This window comes from Flavobacterium sp. CF136 (genome assembly GCF_000282055.1).
Lineage (GTDB): Bacteria > Bacteroidota > Bacteroidia > Flavobacteriales > Flavobacteriaceae > Flavobacterium.
This window is the reverse complement of sequence record NZ_AKJZ01000016.1, coordinates 182235-208697: the sequence shown is the minus strand read 5'-3', so window position 1 is coordinate 208697 and position 26463 is coordinate 182235. Positions and strand designations below refer to the sequence as shown.

At 33.7% G+C, this 26463-nt stretch carries 19 protein-coding genes; 18 read left to right on the top strand and 1 reads right to left on the bottom strand.

What is annotated here, in order from left to right; all coding sequences use genetic code 11:
• Positions 1-163: 163 nt before the first annotated feature.
• Positions 164-1522 (bottom strand): GH1 family beta-glucosidase, encoded by a 1359-nt coding sequence (locus PMI10_RS07425; RefSeq protein WP_007806244.1) that lies wholly within the window; start codon positions 1520-1522, stop codon positions 164-166.
• A 308-nt stretch (positions 1523-1830) separates the two neighbouring features.
• Between PMI10_RS07425 and PMI10_RS07420 the strand changes: the two genes are divergently transcribed.
• From PMI10_RS07420 to PMI10_RS07335, 18 genes are all read left to right on the top strand, one after another.
• Positions 1831-2313: a TlpA family protein disulfide reductase gene (locus PMI10_RS07420; RefSeq protein ID WP_007806242.1), complete on the top strand. Its 483-nt coding sequence runs from the start codon at positions 1831-1833 to the stop codon at positions 2311-2313.
• Between the two features lie 3 nt (positions 2314-2316).
• A complete protein-coding gene (locus PMI10_RS07415; RefSeq protein WP_007806240.1) occupies positions 2317-2928 on the top strand; it encodes a thioredoxin family protein in 612 nt (203 codons plus the stop codon).
• 209 nt (positions 2929-3137) lie between these two features.
• Entirely contained in the window at positions 3138-4946 is a 1809-nt protein-coding gene (locus PMI10_RS07410; protein WP_007806238.1) for a type VI secretion system Vgr family protein, read from the top strand.
• A 3-nt stretch (positions 4947-4949) separates the two neighbouring features.
• Positions 4950-6572 carry a phospholipase effector Tle1 domain-containing protein gene (locus PMI10_RS07405; RefSeq protein ID WP_007806235.1) on the top strand — a complete coding sequence of 541 codons (1623 nt, stop codon included), beginning with the start codon at positions 4950-4952 and terminating at the stop codon, positions 6570-6572.
• A gap of 149 nt (positions 6573-6721) precedes the next feature.
• Entirely contained in the window at positions 6722-7564 is an 843-nt protein-coding gene (locus tag PMI10_RS07400; protein ID WP_238539456.1) for a DUF2931 family protein, read from the top strand.
• 58 nt (positions 7565-7622) lie between these two features.
• Positions 7623-8645: a DUF2931 family protein gene (locus tag PMI10_RS07395; RefSeq protein ID WP_007806231.1), complete on the top strand. Its 1023-nt coding sequence runs from the start codon at positions 7623-7625 to the stop codon at positions 8643-8645.
• Positions 8646-8799: 154 nt separating this feature from the next.
• Entirely contained in the window at positions 8800-9165 is a 366-nt protein-coding gene (locus PMI10_RS07390) for a SpoIIAA family protein (protein ID WP_007806228.1), read from the top strand.
• Positions 9166-9483: 318 nt separating this feature from the next.
• The gene (locus PMI10_RS07385) at positions 9484-11646 is read left to right on the top strand and encodes an alpha-glucuronidase family glycosyl hydrolase (protein WP_007806227.1); all 2163 of its coding nucleotides are present in this window, start codon (positions 9484-9486) and stop codon (positions 11644-11646) included.
• A gap of 50 nt (positions 11647-11696) precedes the next feature.
• Positions 11697-12797, top strand: coding sequence for an endo-1,4-beta-xylanase (locus tag PMI10_RS07380; protein ID WP_007806224.1), 1101 nt, complete (start codon positions 11697-11699; stop codon positions 12795-12797).
• A 249-nt stretch (positions 12798-13046) separates the two neighbouring features.
• Positions 13047-14480 (top strand): MFS transporter, encoded by a 1434-nt coding sequence (locus PMI10_RS07375; RefSeq protein ID WP_007806223.1) that lies wholly within the window; start codon positions 13047-13049, stop codon positions 14478-14480.
• A 29-nt stretch (positions 14481-14509) separates the two neighbouring features.
• A complete protein-coding gene (locus PMI10_RS07370; RefSeq protein WP_007806221.1) occupies positions 14510-15535 on the top strand; it encodes a glycoside hydrolase family 43 protein in 1026 nt (341 codons plus the stop codon).
• 57 nt (positions 15536-15592) lie between these two features.
• Positions 15593-16306 carry an NUDIX hydrolase gene (locus PMI10_RS07365; protein WP_007806220.1) on the top strand — a complete coding sequence of 238 codons (714 nt, stop codon included), beginning with the start codon at positions 15593-15595 and terminating at the stop codon, positions 16304-16306.
• Between the two features lie 33 nt (positions 16307-16339).
• Entirely contained in the window at positions 16340-18076 is a 1737-nt protein-coding gene (locus PMI10_RS07360) for a glycoside hydrolase family 43 protein (protein WP_007806219.1), read from the top strand.
• Between the two features lie 99 nt (positions 18077-18175).
• Complete coding sequence (locus PMI10_RS07355) at positions 18176-19186, top strand: GntR family transcriptional regulator (RefSeq protein WP_007806218.1); 1011 nt, start codon at positions 18176-18178, stop codon at positions 19184-19186.
• Between the two features lie 3 nt (positions 19187-19189).
• Positions 19190-20671 (top strand): xylulokinase, encoded by a 1482-nt coding sequence (locus PMI10_RS07350; RefSeq protein WP_007806217.1) that lies wholly within the window; start codon positions 19190-19192, stop codon positions 20669-20671.
• Positions 20672-20678: 7 nt separating this feature from the next.
• Complete coding sequence (xylA, locus tag PMI10_RS07345; RefSeq protein ID WP_007806216.1) at positions 20679-22004, top strand: xylose isomerase; 1326 nt, start codon at positions 20679-20681, stop codon at positions 22002-22004.
• Between the two features lie 287 nt (positions 22005-22291).
• Positions 22292-22948 (top strand): fructose-6-phosphate aldolase, encoded by a 657-nt coding sequence (fsa, locus tag PMI10_RS07340; protein ID WP_007806215.1) that lies wholly within the window; start codon positions 22292-22294, stop codon positions 22946-22948.
• Between the two features lie 586 nt (positions 22949-23534).
• Complete coding sequence (locus PMI10_RS07335) at positions 23535-26462, top strand: SusC/RagA family TonB-linked outer membrane protein (RefSeq protein WP_007806214.1); 2928 nt, start codon at positions 23535-23537, stop codon at positions 26460-26462.
• The last annotated feature ends 1 nt before the right edge of the window (position 26463 follow it).

Genomic DNA, 26463 nt, shown 5'->3' with positions numbered 1-26463 from the left:
TTTTTTAAGTTACAAAATCTATGTTTCTAGCCTGCACTGAGCGGAGTCGAAGTGTGTTGAAAATAATTACACCCAACGGGTTAATTTAATAAGGCTCTAAAATTACAGCGGATTTCTTTTTTTGATTTTATATAATTCTCGCAATAAATTATATAATTTGTTTTTATTTTTTTTCTAAAAAATCCCTGAACCATAAACCGGATTGTTTAATAGTTCTCTTTTGAGTATCAAAATCAACATGAATTAATCCAAATCTGGCATTGTAACCTTCAGCCCATTCGAAATTATCAGTGAGGCTCCAGACAAAATAACCATCGACTTTACAGCCTTCCTGTTTTGCTTTAAATAATTGCTCCAAATTATCTTGTATATAATGAGTTCTCTTAATATCATATACTTTTCCATTGGAAACCGTATCAGGAAAAGCGGCACCGTTTTCAGTTATTATAATTTTCTTTATTCCTTTATAGGCATTAAATTTTTGCAGAATATAATAAAGGGCAGGAGGATAGATTTCCCATCCCATTGTGGTTGAAATTACATTTCTTTTTTCGGCACTTACCAATTCGGCTCCGATATAAGGAGTAAATAACGAAGATTTTACAATTTCTCTTGTATAGGACTGAAGGCCTATAAAATCGAAATCAAAAGCCATATTATTTTTATCATCGGCCAGAATATAATTATTTAGTTTTTTTAATACAGGAAGATCATCCTGCGGATAGCCAAGACCCAATAAAGGTTCTATAAAAGTTCTGTTCAGCAAGGTGTCAACACGTTTCGTAGCTTCAATATCTTTTTGTTTTTGAGTTTCAGGCTCTATGTGTGTACATGAAAATGTTGTACCAATATTAGCATTTTGTACATTATGGCGTAATATTTTTGCACCGGCAGTTGTAGCTAATGTTACATGATGCATGGCTTTAAGGTAATTTGTAATTCCTTTTTTTCCTGGAGCATGAATACCAAGAAAATACCCTGCACCTGTAAAAACAGATGGTTCATTTATAACCATCCAGTTTTTTACCCGATCACCAAAATGATGTGCGCATACTTCCGTATATTCCGAAAACCAGAAAATACATTCTCTGTTTGTCCAGCCTCCTTTTAATTCTAATGAATGTGGCAAATCCCAATGGTAAAGTGTAACCCAGGGTTCGATTTCGCATTCAAGCAAAAAATCAATAACCTTATTGTAATAGTCAATCCCTGCCTGATTTATCGGGTGAATTCCCGAAGGCATAATACGTGACCAACTAATAGAAAACCGAAAATTAGGAATGTTTAGCTCGCGTGCTAATTGAATATCATTTTTATAGAAATTATAAAAATCACAAGCATTATCGGCATGATGACCATTTTTTATCTTTCCTTTTTGTTTGGTAAAAACATCCCATATTGAAAGACCTTTTCCGTCGGCTTCGTGTGCGCCTTCAATTTGAAAAGCGGCCGTAGAAACTCCCCAAAGAAAATCCTTTCCAAATTGGTCTTTGTTTAAAAATGACCTCTCTAATTTATTCATTCAAATGTGCTTTCCTATTTTGTAAAGTAAATTAATGAAGAAAAGTAGAATGCATCGCTCTTAGAAAAAGCCACTCTTTAAATGAAACTATAAATTTTAGACTAAAGAATTTCATAACTATTTATTTTTATTCAAATTAAAGAAATAAATATAAATTCAATGTAATATGAATATTATCAAATAGTTAAAGGACTGTTGTTTAATGTAAAATAAGGTGTTCTTAACAATAATTAACAATTAATACTATTTACCTATAATTACATTAGTTTATATTTGTATATAGAACAATTATATCATGTTATTGATTTATGATACAACTAAGAGCTTTTACAATTTGTATTTTTCTATTCTTCGCTTTTTCGGTTTCCGCTTATAGTCAGCAGGTTAAATTGCTTAATATTGATCAGCTTAATGAAAGAATAAAGAATGGAAAAGACAGCACTTATGTGGTCAACTTTTGGGCAACCTGGTGTGCTCCGTGTATTAAAGAGTTACCTCACTTCGAAAAACTCAGGACAGAACACAGATCAGAGAAATTGGCTGTTTTATTAGTAAGTGTTGATTTTAAATCAAAATTGAATTCAGGCGTGACTCCATTTGTGAAAAGAAAAAATTTGAAGAGTGAAGTTTTTCTGCTTAACGAAAGCAGTCCTCAGGAATATATTGACAGAATTGATCCTTCGTGGTCAGGAAGCATTCCGGCTACAATTTTTATTAAAAATGATAAGCGAAAGTTTGTCGAAAGCGAATTTACCTACGAACAATTATTAACCGAATATAAAAAACTGTAAACGATGAAAAAAATAATCTTATTAGTAATGCTGGCACTTTCTGCCTTTCTTTCACAGGCACAAACTGCAACTCTTAAAGCCGGGGATGCAGCTCCTGATTTCAAACTTAAAAATGTAGATAACAAAGAACTTTCTTTTGCAAGTTTCCCCAATGCGAAAGGTTATATTGTTGTTTTTACCTGCAATACGTGTCCTTACGCAGTAGCTTACGAACAAAGAATTATTGATTTGGATAAAAAATTCAAACCCCAGGGATATCCTGTAATTGCCATTAATCCAAATGATCCTGAAGCTTCTTCAGCTGATGCTTTTAATAAAATGCAGGATTTAGCCAAAGAGAAAAAATACCCTTTCCCTTATTTATTTGATGCCGGACAAAAAGTTACAGATCAATATGGTGCAAAACGTACACCTCATATTTTTATCGTTTCCAAAACGTCAAAAGGAAATGTTGTAGAATATGTTGGTGCCATCGATAATGATCCCGAAGGCACGAAAACTGAAAAAATAAAATATGCCGAAGATGTTATTGCAGCTTTAAAAAGCAATCAAAAACCAGCCATTACACAAACTAAAGAAATTGGCTGTACGGTAAAAAGAAAAGCTAAAGCTTAATTTTAAGCGATTAATTCACAAAAAATGCCTCAATTATTGAGGCATTTTTTTATTGGTGCATTTATAAACTTTTAGTTTTTCATGAAAGAAAACAAGGCTTTCTACCTGTAGTAAAATATAGACAAAATTATTGGCAGAAGATTGGTAAAAGTGATTTTAAATTCTATTTTTACAATAAATTCTTACTAATGATTTACACAAATTAATTTATGGCACATTTCTCTGAACAAGTTCATATAACAATAGGAAGTTTTACCCAAAACGTTGTTTATTATGATTTGGAACTATCACAAAAGATGGCAGATCATCATCATTTTTCCTTTGTTTGGCAATATACAGGCAAGGCAATAATTAATCCGGCAGACCAGGCAAAAGCATTGAGAACCTATCTGGGTGACGAGGTTGTCTTTACCTTCAAGAGTCTTACCGGAATTAAACTGATGAGTAAGGGTATTATAACGGAACTTTCCTCTGTAGACTTGCATGGCAGTGCAGTAGGTTTGCATGTAAAAGGGATAAGTCATAGTATTGTTCTGGATGATATGAAAAAATCAAGGACTTTTCAGGAGCGTGGAATGGATGATATCGTACTAAGCATTTTAGCCGAAGGACCGGGAGAGTTTTACCAAAGGGATTCTATAAAATCGACATATCTTCAGGAATTCAAATGCATGGCCCAGTATAATGAAACCAGTTTTGAATTTTTAAAAAGATTAGGGAAACGTTATGGACAATGGTTTTATTTTGACGGGATGAGAATGCAGTTCGGACAGACCAAAACCAGTACTATAAAACTGGTCAACGGAGCTTCGTTACATGGTTTTAAAATACAGGCCAATATGTCTGCGCATAAAATTTCCCTAGGCGGTTATGATTATAATGGTGCTGCCAATATTCGTAACGCTTCTGCTAGAACTTCTACAGGCAGTAAAGACAGTTTCTCATCAATTGTCGGTCATAATCAGGGAACCGTAACGCAATCAGAACTGAGTATTGGTGCCTATACAACCAATGCCCAGAACAGCGAAGAAATAGAAGAAATGGTCAAACTGCAAACTGCAGGCAGTGATGCCAACAGTGTGTATTATAGCGGGATATCCTATTTTCCGTTAGGACTTGGACAGGTTTTTACGATACAAAACCAAACCGTAGAGCATGAACTGATTGTGATAGAAGTTTCACATATTTCGCAGGTACACGGAAATTATTCCTGTAATTTTAAGGCAATTCCGGCTGATGTTGCAGCGCCACATTATACTGATGTACATGTATTTGCCAAAGCAGAAACACAGCCTGCGAAAATAAAGGACAATAATGATCCTGAAGGACTCGGACGTGTAAAAGTGCAGTACAACTGGGCAAGCGGGAACACTACAAGCGACTGGATGCGTATGATACAGCCACATTCGGGTGCAGGCAAAGGATTTTATTTCATTCCCGAAATTGATGAAGAAGTTTTGGTAGGTTTTGAAGGAGGAAATGCACAGAATCCCTATGTGTTGGGAACACAATATAATGGAAGTGAAAGTTCAGGGTATAATTCGGGAGAAAACGATAAAAAAGTTATTCACACGCGTTCTGGTACAAAAATACTCTTTAACGATGCCGAAGGAAGTATTTTAATCGAAGACCCGAGCGGAAATACCTATCTTATGGACGGAAAAGGGAATATTAATGTAAATGCGCCAAATGATATGACTTTTACAGCCGGTAAAAACTTAAACATAAACGTTGGGGAAAATATGACTACCAATATAGGAATGAATAAATCTGATACTATTGGCATGAACAATACCGAAAGTATTGGTGCCATGAAAATGACAGCTGTAACCGGTGATTTTTTGAAAAATGTAGATGGAAGTTTCTTTGAAATTATAAAAGGAAACAGAGAGTCAGAAAGTAAGGAGAGAAAAGAAACAGCAAAATTGGTAACTTTGGATAGTACAGAAGCTGCAATAAATATAAAAAGTGCCAAAAACGTAAACTCGCATAGCGGCGAAAAATCCAAAAACGCTTAACTTATGAGTATTACAAGAATTATTGGCGGTGAAATGAAGAATACCACCACAGGAATGATGGATTTGCATGCTACTGATGGTGATTATTCTATTTATGCCGCCACACAAAATAATTGGCATGGGGAAGAAGATGGAATTATTCATAAAGATTATGAACCTTTACATCCTGATGATACAATGTCAAACAGGCTGGAACTTACCCTGAATATATTTTTTGATGGTACAACAAATAACAAAACCAATACGGAAGCCAGAGAAAAAAATGATACAGCCTATCAAAAAAAATCAAATAAAAAAGACGATAGTTATGAGAATGATTTTACCAATGTTGCAAGGGCTTACGATGCGGTTTCTGTAGATGATCCTAAACAAAAATCAGTGTATGTCGAAGGAGTAGGCACTAACGATTTGGATTCAGATGATACTATACCGATTGGTATTGCACAAAGTGCCGGATTTTGGCATTCGGGCTTAAAAGACAAAGTAAATAGAGGTTGTGAAAAAGCAGCATTAGAAGTTAAGAAAGCATCAAAAGGAAAACCTGTTGATTTGCTGACGATCAATGTATATGGGTTTAGCCGTGGCGCGGCAACGGCAAGGCATTTTTTGCATATTACAAATGAATTGTATACAGCGGTTATTTTATCCAATGGGTCTTTTTATCTTCCGGGGATAAACAAACCTCTGACCCATCCCAAAAACGAGGACAGTTCAAAACCCCCATATCCAAAACAAATAATGATAAATCATGGCTATTTTGGACAATGCCTGATTGCCAATGGCATGTATGAGGTAAAAAAAATAGCGTTCAATTTTGTGGGTCTATACGATACGGTTTCATCGCATGGACTATATCATGGTAATGATGTGAAAGAGTTAGGTCTTGATGCAATAAATAAAGCGGCAATTGTCTTTCAGCTTTCGGCAGCCGATGAATACCGTGAAAATTTCGATTTAACGGATATTCGAAGTGCTGGTCTACACGGACTCGAATTGACCCTTCCTGGCGTACACTCCGATATTGGCGGTTCGTATCTGCAAAATGAAAAGGAACGCTCTGCTGTTTATGGGGAAATATATACCGAAACCTACAATGAGGATCGCGAGACCAATCCGTATACTAAAAAGGCGGACGCTTTTAAAAAAATAGTAGTAGAAGAAGGATGGTATGCACCAGATGAACTGACTTTTGAATTTAAATATGAAGAAAGTAAAACCTATCTTGTGGGTACCCGCACTTTACAAAATACGTATGATAAAGTACCTCTGAATAAAATGATTATGGTCTCGAAACAGTTTGATGTAAAATATGATGAAACTCTTGAAAAACAAAAAACCAATATTTCCGATCCGTTTATTGCCAGTATTTTTGAGCAGTTAACCCTTTACAGCAGGGCAGTTATGGCACATCGAAATGATTCCATCACAGAAAAAAAAGACCTACAGCAATATATTGCAGAGTCAGCAAAAATAAGTTATCTTGATTATATAAATCCTGAAGATTTAAAAAGACTGCGCCATGAGTATCTGCACTGGTCGGTGAAGGCAGACCAGTTTGGTTTAGGTCCAAGATTCAAAGGAGTATTGCCTATAGAAAAACGTAAAAGAGAAATACATCATGGATAAGTTTTATAAAATAGTAGTTTTAGTAATAGTAAGTTTAAATGCCAGTTGCCAAATGAAAAACAAATATGAATGGGATAGTTATACCTGCCAGCCATCAATAGAAAAAATAAATGGCAATGAAAATATATATAGGGTAGAATTTGTTCGCGGTGATATTATTACGCTCGAAGACATTCCTGCTACTTTGCCTTTTGGTCTTCGGTCGTTGGGGAGATTCTGGAAAAAGCTGGACATCACAGCATGGTACTCCTATAGGTGCCGATGTGATTTATTATGCGGGTTACGAAGATAAATTTTACCATCTTAAAACAGATTTTCCTGTAGAAGAGATGAAAAAAGCCGTTGATACTACTTATCAGTACTATGATGATAACTATGAAAAATTTTCAGGCTTAATTTTTGGTTTTGCGCCACAAGGTATGGTGGTCGTCTGGAAAGAGTATGGTGTTATCAGGATTGAACTGGGGCGTTATCAGGCAGAAGTGATTACTGATGATAAGGAGCTGGAGAAAAAACTCTTTAGGGACTGGTCTATGAACCGCGAAGAGGTAAAGGCTCGGGATTTTATGCCCAATGCTTCCTGTGCCCAATGGGACATGTACCGCAAACGCTATACCTTCAGGGTTGTGATGCAAAATGAAAACCCCAATTTGCGTTTGTTCCAATATTGTTTTACCAATTATAATGGAGAACAAAATATTATTTTTATGCCGCCTTTGCCTGCAACCAGTTATGACAATCGGGCTTTACCACAAATATTTGAAATGGACTGGGAAACAAGCGGACATGAACGTTTTCGTGGCAATATTTTTTTGAATGAAAAAATAATTTTCGAAAAATTTAAAAACTTCAAACCGGAGGACAAACAGGAGTTTGAGGTAAAAATCAGCAAAGACAACAAAAAACTGGAATTATTTTTAAACAATGAACCTATTGAAGTAGACAGCGTACGAATTTATAAAGGATCGGTTATGTATAAAGGATCTTATTAATAAAACAATCAACAACTCATTTAAACCTAGAATTATTAAGAGTACTAAGAAATCCATCATGAATAAATTTTCTAAAATTGTAATTTTATTAATACTGGCAGCCTTATTAATAAAAATAGGTTTTAATGTACATCACCTAATAAAAACTAAATACGAATGGCAGAGTACTGCCTGTCAACCACAACTATCCGTTAAAGGAAATGAAAATGTATATTGTGTAGAATTTGTTCGCGGAGATATTATTACGCTTGAAGGCATTCCTGCTACTTTGCCTTTTGGAGGGTCTTCGGGTCGTTGGGGAGATTCTGGAAAAAGCTGGACATCACAGCACGGTACGCCTATAGGTGCTGATGTGATTTATTATGCGGGTTACGAAGATAAATTTTACCATCTTAAAACAGATTTTTCTGTAGAAGAGATGAAAAAAGCAGTAGATACAACATATCAATATAATGATGATACCCATGAAAAGTTTTCGGGTTTAATATTTGGTTTTGCGCCACAAGGCATGGTGGTGGTCTGGAAAGAATATGGAGTTTTCAGGATTGAATTGGGACGTTATCAGGCAGAAATAATTAAGGAGGATAAGGAGCTGGAGGAAAAACTCTTTAGGGACTGGTCTATGAACCGTGAAGAAGTAAAAGCACGTGATTTTATGCCCAATGCTTCCTGCGCCTTGTGGGATATGTACCGCAAGCGTTATACCTTTAGGGTAGTAATGCAAAATGAAAACCCTAATTTGCGTTTGTTTAGGTACTGTTTTACCAATTATAATGGAGAAAAAGATATTATTTTTATGCCTTCACTACCAGCTACCAGCTATGACAATCGGGCTTTGCCACAAATATTAGAGATGGACTGGGAAACTGGTTTTTATGAGCGCTTTCGGGGCAATATCTTTTTGAATGAGAAAGTGATATTCGAAAAATTCAAAAACTTCAAACCAGAGGATAAGCAGGAGTTTGAGGTGAAAATAAGCAAAGACAACAGAAAATTGGAATTGTTTTTAAATAATCAACCTGTTGAAGTAGACAGCGTACGCATTTATAAAGGATCAGTGATGTATAAAGGGTCATATTAATAAAACAATCAACAACTTAATTTAAAATTTCTAAAACTTATGTTGAAAATTACAAACCGCCTGGATAGATATTTTATAAAACTTTACTGAGATCATATAAAGTAATTAATTATTGGTATTCTAAATTTGAGAGTAATTATAAAAACATATAACCATGATACACTTGATTGATACCGCAGATAATGTAGTTGCTTTTAGAGCACTGGCAGAAGTAACCAAAGATGATTTTCAGGCTGTTGTAGTTCCATCAATAGATAAATTAGTGAAAAGGATTAATGAAATTAATTTTTTACTGGTATTAGATACCGACATAGGAAATTTTACATCAGGTGCGTGGCTGCAGGATATTTTGGTAGGACTTAAACATTTAGGAAAATGGAACAGAGCTGCGATTGTTTCGGATTCAGATGAAATAATTTCATTTACTAACGGATTTAGTTACGTTGTTCCGGGTGAGTTTCGTGGATTTAAAAAACTGGATTTTAATAAAGCATTGAATTGGGCTGAGGGTAATATATAGTTTGTAAAAACAAAATATCCTAATCTTAGCAGTAGTTTATTACGATACATTTTTAGAGTTAATGGATTTAACTTCCGGTATTATTAATTTGCTTTTGAATTGTTTTAAAACAATCCAAAAGCATTATTTTTTTAATATTTATATTTGAAAAAAGATTTTTCATTATTATTTCAAAAAAAGCCACCCAAAATTTTTTTCATAATAAACAATATTATATTTTTACGCAACCGATTGCAATTATGTAAATATTTTCAATAATGTATTTTTTTGTTGTTAAATTTATCAAATGCTTTTGTAAGATATAAAAACTGAACTAAAATGAATTTAAGAAAAAGGACACTTTTAATATTGATAGCATTGTTTTGTGTGATGACCAAGAATGTCTCAGCACAAAAAGATTATAAATTATGGCTTCAATATGAAAAGAAAACCGATTCAGAAATTTCAGGTTATCTGTCAAATATTAAAGGAATAGTATTATTAGAAGATACAGCAACTTCAAAAATTGCTTCAAATGAATTGCAGGTTGCTTTGAATGATATGTTCGGGAATAAAATTCAAACGGCAACAAAATTAGAAGGAGAAAATAAAATTATTATAGGTTCAAAATCGGCACTAAGTTCTGAAATTCAAAAATCAATTGGTTCTGATTTTGAAAAAATAAATGATGAAGGTTTTATAATCAAATCCATTTCCATAAAAAATAAAAAACATATTGTTATTACAGGAAAAAAAGATTTTGGGGTTTTATATGGTGTTTATAGTTTTTTGAGATTGCTTCAGACCAATAAATCTATACAGAATCTAAATATAGTTGACGCTCCAAAAACAAATATCCGAATTTTAAATCACTGGGATAATTTAGATCGTACCGTTGAACGTGGTTACGCCGGTTTCTCTTTATGGAATTGGCAAAAACTGCCTGATTTTATCGATCAGCGTTATATTGATTATGCCAGAGCAAATGCGTCAATTGGAATTAACGGAACAGTTTTGACGAATGTAAATGCGAATGCCTTAATCTTAACACCTCAATATTTAGAAAAAGTAGAAGCCTTAGCCAATGTTTTCAGACCTTACGGAATAAAAGTTTATTTAACGGCTCGTTTTTCGGCACCAATCGAAATTGGAGGTTTAAAAACGGCTGATCCAAAAGATGCTGAAGTAGTCAATTGGTGGAAAAATAAGGCCAAAGAAATTTATAAAAGAATTCCTGACTTTGGAGGATTTCTGGTAAAAGCAAATTCAGAAGGACAACCCGGACCTCAGAATTATGGAAGAGATCATGTTGACGGAGCCAATATGCTGGCCGATGCCGTTGCACCATTTGGCGGTGTAATTATGTGGAGAGCTTTTGTCTATTCTGAACATGATGCCAATGACAGAGCAAAACAAGCTTATGCCGAATTTGTTCCTTATGATGGAAAATTTAAAGAAAATGTAATTGTTCAGGTAAAGAATGGTGCGATTGATTTTCAACCTCGTGAACCTTTTCATCCGATGTTTGGCGCGATGCCAAAAACGCCTTTGATGATGGAGTATCAAATAACGCAGGAATATTTGGGTTTTAGTACACATTTGGTTTACCTGCCAAAATTATTTCAGGAAGTTTTAGAATCTGATACCTATCGAAAAGGAAAAGGCTCTACGGTTGCTAAAGTTATTGATGGTACACTGGATTACCATAAATTAACCGGAATTGCAGGCGTTTCAAATATAGGAAATGATTTAAACTGGACCGGACATCCTTTTGCGCAGGCAAATTGGTATGGCTTTGGAAGACTGGCCTGGAATCCGTATTTAGACTCGGAAATTATTGCTGATGAATGGCTTAGATGTACTTTTTCGAATGATGAAAATTTCATTAAACCGGTTAAAGAAATGATGATTGAATCTCGTGAAGCAGTTGTCAATTATATGACACCTCTTGGTTTGCATCATATTATGGATACAGGTCATCATTATGGCCCAGGACCATGGATTTCTAATTTGTCAAGACCGGAATGGAATCCCGTATACTATCATAAAGCAGATAAAAACGGAATTGGTTTTGACCGTTCTAAAACAGGTACAAATGCCACAGCGCAATATGCTCCGGAAGTAGAGAATTTTTTTGATAATTTAGAAACGTGTCCGGAAAATGAATTGTTATGGTTTCATCATGTTTCCTGGGATTATAAATTAAAAAATGGCCAAACTTTGTGGAATGGTTTGGCTTTAAAATATCAGGAAGGTGTAAATCAGGTAAAAGACATGCAGAATGTCTGGAATAAAACCGAAAAGTATGTTGATGTAGAACGTTTCAAAGAAGTTCAGATGTTATTAGAAATTCAATATAAAGAAGCAAAATGGTGGCGAGATGCATGTTTATTATATTTTCAACAATATTCGGGTAAAGAATTACCGGCAGGAGTAGAGAAACCAACACAATCTTTAGACTATTTTAAATCATTAAAATTCCCTTTTGCACCCGGAAATTAATTAGATAAAGAATAGTGTAAATAACTTAACTATTAACCAAAAATAAAATAATGAAATTAATCAAACCCTGTTTGCTGGCAATCACCGCATTGTTGTTTGTAAATTGTACTGCACAAAAAAAAATCAGCTCTTTGAAAGACGTATATAAAAAAGATTTTTATATAGGTACTGCTTTAAGTGCTAATCAAATTGAACAAAAAGATGCAAAAGTTAATTCGTTAATTTGTAAAGAATTTAATGCGATTACTGCAGAAAATATAATGAAATCGATGTTTATACATCCTCAAAAGGATAAATATGACTTTGCATTGACAGATAAATTTGTTGCTTATGGCAAAAAAAACAAAATGTATATTCACGGTCATACTTTAATCTGGCATAGCCAATTAGCACCGTGGATGACTCAAATTAAAGACAGTACAGAGATGAAAGCCTTTATGAAGGATCATATCACGACAATCGTTTCTAAATATAAAGGGAGAATTGATTCCTGGGATGTTGTCAATGAAGCTTTAAACGAGGATGGAACGTTAAGAAAATCAGTTTTTTTGAATACATTGGGAGAGCAATATCTTATTGATGCTTTTAAATTAGCTGCAGCAGCCGATCCTAAAACAGATTTATATTATAATGATTACAATAATGAAGAGCCTGCAAAAAGAGAAGGTACGATCAATTTAATCAAAAAAATTAAAGCTGCCGGAGGAAAAGTTGATGGTGTTGGTATTCAGGCACATTGGAGACTGGAAAGCCCTTCATTGGAAGAAATCGAAAAAAGTATTTTGGCTTATTCTGCAATTGGTGTTAAAGTCGCTTTTACAGAATTGGATATTACGGTATTACCAAATCCCTGGGATTTAAAAGGGGCAGACGTAAATCAAAATTTTGAGGGAAGTGCCAAGATGAATCCTTATCCTGAAAGTCTGCCTGATTCTGTTCAGGAAAAATTAGCACAACGTTATTCGGATATTTTTAAATTGTTTTTGAAACATAAAGATAAAATCAGTCGTGTAACTTTTTGGGGTGTTTATGATGGTCAATCCTGGTTGAATGACTGGCCAATAAAAGGAAGAACTAATTATCCGTTATTATTTGATACACAGCTTAAACCTAAAAAAGCATATAATGCTTTGATCGATTTAAAAAAATAATAACTTTAATTATACCATTAATTATCCTGAATATTAAATTTTTAAAATAAAACAGTAATAAGCTTAACTAAGTTTGGTTAGTATAGATTTTTTTTTAATTTTACACAACCGATTGTTTAATTGATATTCTTAAGATTTTAACATCAAAATTAGTACTTAGTGATAATTAACATACAATAGATAAACACAATATAAATTAGAAAATATTTTTGCCCCTTTACTAATCACCTAACTAACCACAAAAAACTAATGAATTTAACTTCTCAAAAATTATCCATAAAAGAAAAAATTGGATATAGCTTAGGCGATTTAGCTGCAAATTTAGTCTTCCAGACATTAATGACGTATCTGGCGTATTTTTATACTGATATATATGGATTATCTCCCCAACATTCTTCAATAATAATGCTGGTTGTAGGCCTGATTGCTGCTTTTATTTTTAATCCTATTATTGGGGCACTTGCAGACAGGACATATACAAAATGGGGCAAATTCCGTCCCTGGATATTATGGACAGCAGTTCCATTGGGAGTTATTGCTCTTTTAGCCTTTACTACACCAAATTTCTCCTATCAGGGAAAAGTAATTTATGCCGTGATAACCTATTCATTTCTGCTATTATTTTATGCATCAAATAATTTGCCCTATTCGGCATTAAGCGGAGTCATAACAGGAGATATGTCTGAGAGAAACAGCATGTCCTCTTATAGATTTGTTGCTGTAATGTTTGCCCAGTTTTTTGTACAGGTTTTTATGCTCGGTATCATTAAAAGTGCCGGAAACGGTGATAAGGCAATAGGCATAGAGAAGGTCATGACTGTCTTAGCGGTTATTGGAACAATTATGCTTCTTATTACCTTTTTAACAACGAAAGAGCGAATTGTACCAAAACCGGAACAGAAATCCAGTGTGAAGGAAGATTTAAGTGATTTAGTAAAAAATAAACCATGGTTAATTATACTGTCTCTTACATTGTTAGTATTTATAACTCTGGCTATGAAAGGCGGTTCTTATGTATATTATTTTGAGAATTATGTAAACAAACAAGAATTGGCCGCTTTTATTCAGCCAATTTTAGATTTTCTGTCAACAATAGGATTGAATACTTTTGGGAATGACCCAATTTCTGCCGGATTTGGATTGTTTAATGCCGGTGGTATTATTTTTATGATAATTGGAATTACATTATCAAAAAAATTCGCAGATAAATATGGTAAAAGGAATGTATTTGGACTGTTTTTATTTATTTCTACCTTATTCATTATAGCCTTTTATTTCTTTTCTCCAACCTCAGTTGGTTTGATGTTTTTTTCTCAAATTTTTCACGGTTTTTTCTACGGCATCACAATTCCCCTTCTTTGGGCGATGATTGCAGATGTAGCTGATTATTCGGAGTGGAAAAATAACCGTCGTGCAACGGCTATTATCTTTTCGGCAATGATGGTGGGACTAAAAGCAGGATTGAGTATTGGCGGTGCATTAACAACATCATTTTTAGGGCATTTTGACTACGTTCCAAATGCTGCTGAACAAACTGATATTGCCATTAACGGTATCAAATTACTGGTAAGCATTTTTCCTGCAATACCTTTTTTAATTGGAGTAGGATTATTGTTTTTCTATGAAATTGACAAGAAAATGGAAGTCCGGATTGAGGCGGATTTAAAAGAAAGAAGAACATAAATTATTATCATTAAAACAAAAATACAACTATGCCTGAAGATAGTACAGAACAGATTAATTTTGAAACAATTAATAAAATAGCCATATCGCAACCTTTAGTTAAACATATGTATACTGCTGATCCTTCGGCACATGTATTCAACGGAAAAATCTATATTTATCCATCTCATGACGTTGATGCCGGGATTCCGTTTAACGATAACGGAGATCATTTTGGTATGGAAGATTACCATGTTTTTTCAATGGAAAACATAGAATCGGAAGTAATAGATAATGGTGTTGCTTTGCATGTGAAAGATGTTCCGTGGGCAGAAAAACAAATGTGGGCACCTGATGCTGCTTGTAAAAATGGTAAATACTATTTGTATTTTCCGGCAAAACGTGCTGACGGAATTTTTCAGATTGGAGTTGCTGTAAGCGATTCACCAACGGGACCATTTATTCCTGAACCACAAGCAATTAAAGGAAGCTATACAATTGACCCTGCAGTTTTTGAAGACGAAGACGGGAAATTTTACCTTTATTTTGGGGGTATTTGGGGAGGTCAGCTTCAGAAATACAGAAACAATAAATTTTCTGAAGAAAACGAAGAACCACATAAAAATGAACCTGCATTAGGACCAATAGTTGCCTTATTGACCGATGATATGAAGCAATTTGAGGAATCCCCAAGAGAAATTAAAATCCTGGACAAAAATGGCGAAGTTTTATTGGCGGGTAATAATGAACAGCGTTTTTTTGAGGGTCCGTGGATGCATAAATATAACGGTAAATACTATTTCTCCTATTCTACAGGTGATACGCATTTTATTTGTTATGCAATTGGTGATAATCCTTATGGACCATTTACTTATCAGGGAAGAATTTTGAATCCTGTAATTGGCTGGACTTCACATCATTCGATTTGTGAAGTAGGAGGAAAGTGGTATTTATTTTATCATGATTCAAGTCTTTCAAAAGGGATTACCCATTTAAGATCAATAAAAGTAACTGAGATTACATATAATGCAGATGGTTCGATAAATACGGTAGATCCTTATGGAAAGAATGAATAGCTAAATACTATTTCTATTTATTGGGAAAAAGTAGATGTACGTTTAAATTTATTTTCTATGAAAAAAAACGATAATAGAAAAGCAGGCATTACCAGACAATATAACACAATCGGAATTAGTATTGATTGTGTAATATTTAATTTTGATGACGAAGGACTAAAAGTTTTGTTGGTTAATGAAAAGGATCAAAAAGAAAATGAAAACTGGGGATTGGCAAGCGATTGGATTTCAGAAGGAGAAACTATAGAGAGTACTTCTAATAAAATTCTAAAAAAATATATCGGAACAGATAATTTTTTTATGGAACAATTAAAAGCTTTTAGCTATCCTTCACAATATTCATTAAAAGAAGATATCAGTATAGGATATTATGCTTTAGTAAAAAAAGAAAATTCCGTTTTGTCGAATGATTTAAAGGCATTGGGAGCTAGATGGTTTAAAATTGATGAGACTTTAAGATTAAATTATAAACATCATAGCATATTAGAATATAGTCTTAAAGAATTAAAAAAACGTATTTGTCAAAGTGGGATAGGATTTAATCTGTTACCGGAAAAATTTACCCTTTTACAAGCTATGCATCTTTATGAAGAAATTTTAGGTGTTGAAATGAATAAATCAAATTTCCGCAGAAAAATTTTTCAAATGGGATTGGTTTTGGATGTTGATGAGAAGGAAGAAGATGTTTCACATCGGGCAGCTAAATTTTATAAATTCAATATTGAAAATTATGAAAAACTGGCACAACGAGGATTTAATTTTAAGTTTTAACCTGATTATTTCATAGAATAACAATGATAAAGGATGTTTAAATTAGAAACAATAAATCTAAAAATTATAATTGGAGCCTTTTTATTGGTTTCTGTTTACTCCTGTAAAAAAATTTCTCAAAAATCACAATCGGTTGTGCATTCCAATTATGCAGCTTTTGATTGGTTTGATTATAAGGGAAAGGACGATGCTTATGCGAATATATCTAAATCAGACGGTGAATATTTAAATCCAATATTAGCCGGATTTTACCCTGATCCGACAATATGCAGGGTCGAAAATAAATTTTACATGGTTAATTCTTCGTTTTGTTATTTTCCCGGATTGCCGATTTTTGAAAGTACTGATCTTGTAAATTGGAAACAGATTGGAAATATTATAGACCGTCGTGAACAAGCTGATTTCGGAACATCCCGTTTGTCAGGAGGTATGTATGCCCCGACGATTCGATATCATAAAGGAACTTTTTATGTGATTTGTACTAATGTTAGCGGTGTCGGAAATTTTATTGTTACAGCAAAAAAACCTGCCGGACCATGGTCAAACCCAATTGTACTTCCAGGTGTAAACGGTATTGATCCTGACATTTTTTTTGATGAAGACGGGAAAGTTTATGTCACGCATAACGGGCCTCCGCCAAATAACATTTCTCTTCATGACGGTCACAGGGCAATTTATATGCTGGAATATAATCCCGAAACTCAAAAAATTATAACTGAACCAAAATTGGTTATCAATGGAGGAACAGATATGTCTAAAAAGCCGGTTTGGATTGAAGGTCCGCACGTCATTAAAAAAAAGGATTATTATTATATGATTTGTGCACAGGGCGGAACAGGTTTTAATCATTCTGAAGTTGTTTTTAGAAGCAAAAACATATATGGTCCTTATGAAAGTTATGATCATAATCCAATAATGACTCAGTTACATTTAGATTCAAATCGTAAAAATGAAGTTTCGACAACAGGGCATGCTGACTTTGTAGAATTACCAAATGGAGATTGGTGGGCAGTATTTCTGGGATGCAGACCTTACGGAATGGATTTGTACAATACGGGAAGAGAAACTTTCCTGATGCCGGTAGAATGGAAAAACGACTGGCCGGAAATCGTAGGAGGAAATCAAGCAATTCCAATGATAAATAAACGACCTGATTTACCAATTTCAAAAGAGAAAATTAAACCAATGAGTGGGAATTTTATTTCTCATGATGATTTTAATACCAATAAACTTGATTTAAAATGGAATTTTATAAGAACACCTTCTGAAAAATGGTATGAGCTGATTAATGGTACCCTTTTTATCAAACCAAGAAAAGAATCTATTCATACAGAAACTAATTTTTCTTTTATCGGAAGAAGACAGCAGCATTTAAAATTTGAAGTTTCAACAAAATTAGAATATACACCAACAGATACTTTGCAGACTGCCGGTTTGGTTGCATTTCAAAATGAAAAACATTATTTATTAATAGGAAAACGCCTGAATGCGAATCATAAACAAGAAGTTTTTTTAGAAAGAACAGCGAATACAATCAATAAAGGAAAATCTGAAATTGTTGCTAAAAAAGAACTTGCAGATAATACAGAAGAACTTTTTCTGAAAATAGAAGGAAAAGCAAGGTATTATGACTTTTATTATAAAACAAGTCAAAAAGAAGAATGGATATTATTGGCTAAAGATGTTGATGGAATTATATTGAGTACAAAGGTGGCAGGAGGATTTGTAGGTAGTTATTTGGCAATGTATGCGTCGAGTAATCATTTTTAGTTTTTAGTTGAGAATGTTATAAAAAAATACAATTTTTATTGAAAATAATTTTTTTTATTAAATGGAAGCTATTACTTTAGCAGACCAGAACAGAACAGTATGATTAATGAAAATCAGGAGAAATTTGTCTTTGTTATTAATCATGAAAGTGATATTCCAAAATACCAGCAATTGGTAAATGGGATAACAAATGCTATTGCCGAGAACATTTTACAGAAGGGAGAATTACTTCCGTCTGTGAATAGTATTTGCAAAACAAATCAGCTGTCAAGAGATACCGTTTTTAAGGCCTATTCAATTTTAAAAGATCAGAAGGCGATTGATTCTGTTCCAAATAAAGGCTACTATGTTTCGGGTGAAACCAGAAAGGTGCTTTTGGTACTGGATACTTTTAAGGCATATAAAGAGGTTTTATACCATTCTTTTGTGAATAATTTACCGGATAATGTTATTACTGATGTACAATTTCATCACTATAATATGGATGTTTTTAAAACAATAATTAATAATAGTGTCGGGAAATATTATAAGTATGTGGTAATGAATTTTGACCACAAAGATATAACACCAGCTTTATCGGTAATTCCTAATGATAAACTGCTGTTGATTGACTGGAATATCCATACAGAAAAAAAGAATAATTATGTTTTTCAGGATTTCGGAAAAGCATTTTATGAGTCTTTAAAAGTTGTGGCTGATTTGTTTAAAAAGTATAAAAAGATACAATTTATTTATCCGGATTACACACATCATCCTAAAGAAACATTGGAGTTTTTTAAGAAATTTTGTTTAGATTTTAATTTTAAATCTGAAATTATTACAGACCCAAATAAGTTTAATATAGAAAAAGGGATTGCTTATATAAGTGTGAGTGACAGGGTTTTGGGTAGTTTTTTGGAACAATGTAAGGAGAAAAATTTAGAGCCCGGAGAAGATGTTGGTTTTTTGTCTTATAACGAAACACCAATGAAAAAATTTATATACAAAGGAATTTCAGTTGTATCAACTGATTTTAACGAATTAGGAACAAAAGCAGCAGCATTTATAACACACGATGAAGTTATGCAGTGTTATGTGCCAACAAATTTAATATTAAGAGAATCATTATAAATTATGTATTATATAGGATATGATATTGGAAGCTCTTCTGTCAAGGTTGCCTTGGTTGAAGCAGCAACAGGAAAAAAAGTAATTGTTTTGAATGAGCCGCAAAACGAAATGGAAATCTTGTCATTACAGCCGGATTGGGCAGAGCAGGATCCTGAAATGTGGTGGCAATACATTTGTACAGCAACAAAAAGAGCAATTAAGGAAGCTAATATTGAGGCTTCAAAAATTCAGGGAATTGGTATTTCCTATCAAATGCACGGATTGGTTATTGTGGATAAAAACGGTAATTCATTGCGTAACGCAATTATCTGGTGCGACAGCAGGGCAGTAGAAATTGGGAATAAAGCTTATGCTGAAATCGGACAGGAAAAATGCTCGGAACATTTATTGAATTCACCGGGTAATTTTACGGCTTCAAAATTAAAATGGGTAAAAGAAAATGAGCCTGAAATATACAATCAGGTTTATAAATATATGCTGCCAGGCGATTACATTGCCTATAAACTTACCGGAGATATCACCACGACAAAAAATGGTTTATCTGAAGGGATGCTTTGGGATTACAAAGAGAACAAAGTAGCTAACTGGTTATTGGATTATTACGGAATCGATCAGTCATTGACTCCGAATATTGTAGAGAATTTTACAAATCAAGGAGTTTTAAGCGAAAAAGCTTCCAAAGAATCCGGGCTTCCGGTTGGTGTTCCGGTTGTTTACAGAGCTGGAGATCAGCCAAATAATGCGCTGGCATTAAATGTATTAAATGCAGGGGAAGTGGCTGCAACAGGCGGAACTTCAGGTGTTTTTTATGCCGTGAGCGAAATATCCTCAGGAAAAAGCACCAGGGTAAACAATTTTGTACACGTTAATTACGAAGAGAAAACGCCAAGAATTGGTAAACTATTAAATATCAACGGAGCAGGAATTCAATATCGCTGGTTGAAAAATAATATGGGAAATGAAACTTATGAATCAATGAATCAAAAAGCTTCAGAGATTGAAGTTGGTTCTGATGGAGTAGTGGTTATTCCTTTTGGAAACGGAGCGGAACGTATGTTTAATAATAAAAACATCGGAACTCATTTTTTAAACCTGAATTTAAATATTCACAATAATGCGCATTTATTCAGAGCTTCACTAGAAGGAATCGCTTTTTCGTTTGTGTATGGAATGGAATGTTTAAAAGATGATAATGCCAAAATTAATGTTATCAGGGCCGGGAATGATAATTTATTTCGTTCAGAAATTTTTTCAAATACAGTTGCAACATTGATTGGGCATGAAATAGAAATATACAACACAACCGGAGCAGTAGGTGCAGCAAGGGCAGTAGGCTTAACTGATGGTGACTTTGAAAAATTTGGTTCAGGCATTACAACCAATGATCACGTAATGACCTTTTTACCGTTAAAAAATGCAGCGCCATACGAGAAAGCGTATCAAAAATGGAAACAAGAATTAGAATTAATATTAACAAATAAATAGTAGAGAAATGATAGTTTTAGGAAATAAAGAGTACTATAAAGGTATCGGACAAATTAAATTTGAAGGGAAAGAATCTGATAATCCTTTGGCTTTTAAATATTACAATCCAGATCAGGTTGTAGCCGGAAAAACAATGCGTGAGCATTTTAAATTTGCAATTGCTTACTGGCATACCTTCTGCGGACAGGGAAGTGATCCATTCGGACCGGGAACACAAAATTTTGCATGGGACCAGCCTGCAGATGCAATTGAAGCAGCAAAAGAAAAAGCAGATGCAGCCTTCGAATTCATTACTAAAATGGGTTTTGGCCATTACTGTTTCCATGATTATGACCTGGTTAGAGAAGGTGCAACTTTTGCAGAATCAGAAAGCAGATTAGCTACCATAACTGATTATTTGAAAGAAAAACAAGCAGCTTCCGGAGTAAAATTACTTTGGGGAACAGCAAACTGTTTTTCTAACCCGCGTTATATGAATGGTGCAGCAACTAATCCGGATTTTAACGTATTGGCAAGAGCCGGAGGACAAGTAAAATTGGCTTTGGATGCTACCATTGCATTGGGAGGTGAAAACTATGTATTTTGGGGAGGACGTGAAGGTTATATGACTTTGCTAAACACTGATATGGGAAGAGAATTGGATCACATGGGACAATTTTTAATCCAGGCTAGAGATTATGCAAGAGCACAAGGATTCAAAGGAAATTTCTTCATTGAGCCAAAACCTATGGAGCCATCAAAACACCAATATGATTTTGATTGTGCTACGGCTATTGGATTTTTACGTCAATATGGTTTAGAGAAAGATTTCAAAATGAATATCGAAGTAAATCATGCGACCTTGGCACAACACACTTTTCAACACGAAATTGAAGTGGCTGCCAAAGCTGGAATGTTAGGAAGTTTAGATGCTAACAGAGGAGATTACCAAAACGGATGGGATACAGATCAATTCCCGAACAACATTCAGGAAACTACTGAAGCTATGTTGGTTTTCTTAAAAGCAGGTGGTTTACAAGGCGGTGGAATTAATTTTGATGCAAAAATCAGAAGAAACTCTACAGATATGGAGGATGTTTTCTTAGCACACATTGGCGGAGCAGATACTTTTGCCAGAGCCTTATTGACTGCTGATAAAATTATCACTTCTTCTCCTTATGAAAAATTAAGAACAGAAAGATACAGTTCTTTTGATTCAGGAAACGGAAAAGCTTTCGAAGAAGGAAAACTGGATTTACAGGCTTTGTATAAAATTGCTCAGGAAAACGGAGAACTTTCTTTGCAAAGTGGTAAACAGGAATTGTTTGAAAATATTATCAATCAATATATATAATATTTTTTAGAAAGAATATTTAATGAAATGTTAGATTGTATTTTAAGAATAATATTGATAAAAGAATAATAGTATTATTTTTTGAGCCTAAATCGCTTCAGTATTAAAATAAAATTTTGCCCCAAATTTTAAAAATGCTTATCTGAAGAAATTAGGGTCGGAGGTTTGTTGTTAGTTCCTCTGACCTTAATTTTTTTTTATGGATACTTAAAAATTCAAATTAGCATTGAAACAATCTATTTTTTAAATTAAATATTTATAATTTACTTAAACTTAAATAAAAACAAATGAAATTTTTTATAGATACAGCAAATTTAGAAGACATTAAAGAAGCCCAGGCAATGGGTGTTTTAGATGGTGTTACAACCAATCCGTCATTAATGGCAAAAGAAGGTATTGCAGGAAAAGAAAATATTTTACAGCATTATCTTAACATTTGTAACATTGTCGATGGGGATGTTTCTGCCGAAGTTATTTCAACAGACTATGAAGGAATGGTTAGGGAAGGGGAAGAATTAGCAGCTTTACACAAACAAATTGTGGTAAAATTACCAATGATTGAGGATGGTGTAAAAGCATGTAAATATTTTTCGAATAAAGGAATCAGAACCAATGTTACTTTGGTATTCTCTGCAGGTCAGGCTTTATTGGCGGCAAAGGCAGGGGCAACTTATGTTTCTCCTTTTCTGGGAAGATTAGATGATATTTCAACAGACGGTATGCATTTGATTGCTGAAATAAGAGAGATTTATGATAATTATAATTATGAAACTCAAATATTATCTGCTTCTATCAGACATACAATGCACGTTGTTAATTGTGCAAAAATAGGATCTGATGTTATGACAGGCCCTTTATCAGCCATCAAAGGCTTATTAAAACACCCTTTAACGGATATTGGATTAAAACAATTTGTTGAAGATGCTAAAAAAATGAATTTATAAATTAAAATAAAGTCAAAATTGACTTAACTATATTTTTCTTAGTTGGCAGAACTCCTTTCATATTTATTCGAAAGGAGTTTTTTTGTTTTAAAAACAAGTTAAATTATCATTTTTATCGCTCTTGAATTTACAATAATATTGCTTTATAATTTTGACAGCAAATATTTTTGTAGGATTAGTTTTTTGGTTTATCATATAGATATTAATTTAACAGTATTTAAGATTTTAAATCCAATATAAAATCTATATAAATATTGAATTTTCTGTTATTCTCTGCTTTTATGTTTTTTTTAAGAATTCATATTAATGCATTCAATATCTGTAATCTTTTATTATTTAATTACCGCTATATTAAATAATATTCATGTTTTTCTTATTATAAATATATATTATGTTTTTTAAATAATTATTTTTTTTCATATTCATAAAAATAATTAACGCAACCGATTGTGTATTATTATATTTTATATATATTTGTCTCCATTAGGTCTCTGTTTATTTCTCTTCGAAACAAAAAAGATCCTTGAAATACAATTAAGTAAAAACTAACTAACCATAACTATTAACTAATTTAAATCAATTATTTATGACTAACTTTTTAATTACTAAAAGCAAATCAAAATACTTCAAAAATTTAGGATTTTTAATTCTAATGCTGGTATTTTCTGCTGCGGTAAATGCTCAAACCACTGTATCGGGAACAGTATCTGATAATAACGGTCCAATACCCGGAGTAAATGTTATTATAAAAGGGACAAAGAATAGTACAGTTACTAATTTTGATGGTACGTTTACAATTAATTCTATACCGGCAAATGCAGTTTTAAGCTTTAGTTTTATTGGTTATAAGACTAAAGAAGTTTTAATTAATAATCAGAAAAAAATAAATATAATACTGGAAGAAAACTTAAACAGCTTAAAAGAAGTTGTGGTAGTAGGTTACGGTACTATGAAAAGAGGAGATTTAACCGGAGCTGTCTCTTCAGTAACAAGTGCTGCAATAACTCAATCTGTAGCGACTACTATTGATCAGGTTTTGCAGGGACGTGCAGCCGGTATAAATGTACAGGCCAATAATGGTGCGCCAGGTTCCAGTTCTTCTATTCGTATTCGTGGTATAAGTTCAATAACCGGATCAAATGAACCTATTTATGTGATTGATGGTGTTGTGATTGATGGAACAACAGGTTCAAATAACACTAATCCACTTGCAGGTATTAATCCGGCAGATATTGCTTCGGTTGATGTTTTAAAAGATGCTTCGGCAACTGCTATTTATGGCTCCAGAGCAGCAGGAGGTGTAATAATGATTACAACCAAAACCGGAAAAAAAGGGGATCTTGCCTTAAACTTTGACAGTTATGTTGGCTGGCAGAAAATACCAAAACAATTACAGGTTCTTAATCTTAGAGAGTATGGAACCCTTAAAAATACACGTGCTGATTTGGGAATCGTACAAAGAGACCCTTATTTTATCCGTCCTGATTTACTAGGGGAAGGAACAAATTGGCAGGATGAATTATTTACAACTGCCATGATGCAAAATTATAATTTATCAGCTTCCGGAGGGTCGGATAAAACGACTTATGCTATGGGGGTTGGTTATCTGGATCAGGAGGGAATTGCAGCAGGTTCCTCGTTTGATCGTTTTAATCTTAGGGGAGTTATTGATTCTCAGGTTAAAAGCTTTTTAAAGATTGGAGTAAATATGGCTTTTAACAAAACAAATCAGGTAACAACATTTAATGATAGTTCTTTAATCTTAACAGCGCTTAAGCAGACTCCAAATGTTGCCGTTCGTAATGCTGATGGTACATTTGACGGACCGGATACAACCGAATTTGTTCAAAATAATCCGTTAGGTCTTGCCTTAATGAGAGATAATCACAATGAGAATTACGGAATAAGAGCAAATGCATATGCTGAAATTGGTTTTACAAAAGATTTAAAGCTTAAAACACAATATTCCTTAGATTATGGCTTTGGAAATAACTACACTTTTAATCCTGCTTATACTTTTGGAGCATTGGTAAATGATGTGAGAGAAGGAACCAGAACAAAATCTCTCAGTGAAAATTGGATTTGGAATAATTTATTAACCTACAATAAAACTTTTGGAAAACATACTGTAAATATCATGTTGGGTGAAGAAATGCAGGAACAACATTGGGAGAATCTATATGGATACCGTTCCGGGTATATTACTAACGGAGCAACTGATTTGAATGCCGGAGATCCTACTACTGCCAGAAATTCAAATGCAAGTTCAACAAGAGCCCTTAGTTCTTATTTTGGAAGAATGTTTTATTCCTTTAATGATAAATATTTACTAACAGCTACGATAAGAAGAGATGGTTCATCTCAGTTTGCTGAAGAAAATCGTTGGGACTGGTTTCCATCTGCAGCTTTAGCCTGGAAAGTTTCTAACGAGTCTTTCTTAAAAAATAATACTACTATCAATAATATGAAATTACGTTTGGGCTGGGGTATTGTTGGTAATCAAAGTGTACCTAATTATGCTTATACCTCTGTTTATGGTACTTCAGCAACTAATTGGGGAAGCGGACAGATTGCAACAAATACAGCTAATTCGGATTTAGGATGGGAAAAAACCTATTCCAGTAATATAGGATTAGATCTTGGTCTTTTTAATAATAGAATAGAACTTGTTGCTGATGTTTATTATAAAAAAACAGATGGTTTACTCCTGCAATTAGCACTTCCTGCTTATGTGGGTACAACAGGGCAGGGATCTACTGCACCGCCAACGGTAAATATAGGTTCACTTGAAAATAAAGGACTTGAATTTAACTTAAGCACTATAAACATGCAAAGAAATGATTTTAGCTGGAAATCTAATTTTATTTTTTCCATGAATAGGAGCAAGGTTCTTGCACTTAATTCAGAAACAGGTGTTTACAATAGTACTATTCAACAAGGATCTGATGTTACAGTTGTTACGCGTACTGCAGTAGGGCAGCCAATAGGTCAGTTTTACGGTTATAAAGTAATTGGGCGTTTTGAGAAAGCTACAGATTTCTATTATAAAGATAAAGACGGAAATGTTAAACCAACCGCATTGCCTGAAGGAATGCAAATTGGAGAAAATGGCGTCTGGATTGGAGATTATATGTTTGAAGATGCAAATAAAGACGGTGTTATTAATGAAAAAGATACCGGTTATATTGGAAATCCAGCTCCCGATTTCACTTTTGGTGTCGGAAATACATTTTCATTTAAAGGTTTTGATATCAATATATTGCTGACAGGTTCTTATGGAAATGAGGTACTAAATTATCAAAGACGCTGGTTGGAAAATCCTCGTGAAAACACCAATTTATTGAAATCAGCATTGGGATATGCACAGTTGGAGTTAATTGATCCGACTGGTCCAAATGATTATCGTAATGTACAGATTGTTGGGGGAGATCCTTATATGCCAAGAATTGGAGCTTCATCTGCCTCTTCAGCATCTAATTATCGTTTAAGCAATCGATTTGTTGAAGATGGTTAAG

Coding starts and splice junctions, on each gene's coding strand:
- PMI10_RS07425 (WP_007806244.1), bottom strand. CDS start 1,522: ATGAATAAATTAGAGAGGTCATTTTTAAACAAAGACCAATTTGGAAAG.
- PMI10_RS07420 (WP_007806242.1), top strand. CDS start 1,831: ATGATACAACTAAGAGCTTTTACAATTTGTATTTTTCTATTCTTCGCT.
- PMI10_RS07415 (WP_007806240.1), top strand. CDS start 2,317: ATGAAAAAAATAATCTTATTAGTAATGCTGGCACTTTCTGCCTTTCTT.
- PMI10_RS07410 (WP_007806238.1), top strand. CDS start 3,138: ATGGCACATTTCTCTGAACAAGTTCATATAACAATAGGAAGTTTTACC.
- PMI10_RS07405 (WP_007806235.1), top strand. CDS start 4,950: ATGAGTATTACAAGAATTATTGGCGGTGAAATGAAGAATACCACCACA.
- PMI10_RS07395 (WP_007806231.1), top strand. CDS start 7,623: ATGAATAAATTTTCTAAAATTGTAATTTTATTAATACTGGCAGCCTTA.
- PMI10_RS07390 (WP_007806228.1), top strand. CDS start 8,800: ATGATACACTTGATTGATACCGCAGATAATGTAGTTGCTTTTAGAGCA.
- PMI10_RS07385 (WP_007806227.1), top strand. CDS start 9,484: ATGAATTTAAGAAAAAGGACACTTTTAATATTGATAGCATTGTTTTGT.
- PMI10_RS07380 (WP_007806224.1), top strand. CDS start 11,697: ATGAAATTAATCAAACCCTGTTTGCTGGCAATCACCGCATTGTTGTTT.
- PMI10_RS07375 (WP_007806223.1), top strand. CDS start 13,047: ATGAATTTAACTTCTCAAAAATTATCCATAAAAGAAAAAATTGGATAT.
- PMI10_RS07370 (WP_007806221.1), top strand. CDS start 14,510: ATGCCTGAAGATAGTACAGAACAGATTAATTTTGAAACAATTAATAAA.
- PMI10_RS07365 (WP_007806220.1), top strand. CDS start 15,593: ATGAAAAAAAACGATAATAGAAAAGCAGGCATTACCAGACAATATAAC.
- PMI10_RS07360 (WP_007806219.1), top strand. CDS start 16,340: ATGTTTAAATTAGAAACAATAAATCTAAAAATTATAATTGGAGCCTTT.
- PMI10_RS07355 (WP_007806218.1), top strand. CDS start 18,176: ATGATTAATGAAAATCAGGAGAAATTTGTCTTTGTTATTAATCATGAA.
- PMI10_RS07350 (WP_007806217.1), top strand. CDS start 19,190: ATGTATTATATAGGATATGATATTGGAAGCTCTTCTGTCAAGGTTGCC.
- xylA (WP_007806216.1), top strand. CDS start 20,679: ATGATAGTTTTAGGAAATAAAGAGTACTATAAAGGTATCGGACAAATT.
- fsa (WP_007806215.1), top strand. CDS start 22,292: ATGAAATTTTTTATAGATACAGCAAATTTAGAAGACATTAAAGAAGCC.
- PMI10_RS07335 (WP_007806214.1), top strand. CDS start 23,535: ATGACTAACTTTTTAATTACTAAAAGCAAATCAAAATACTTCAAAAAT.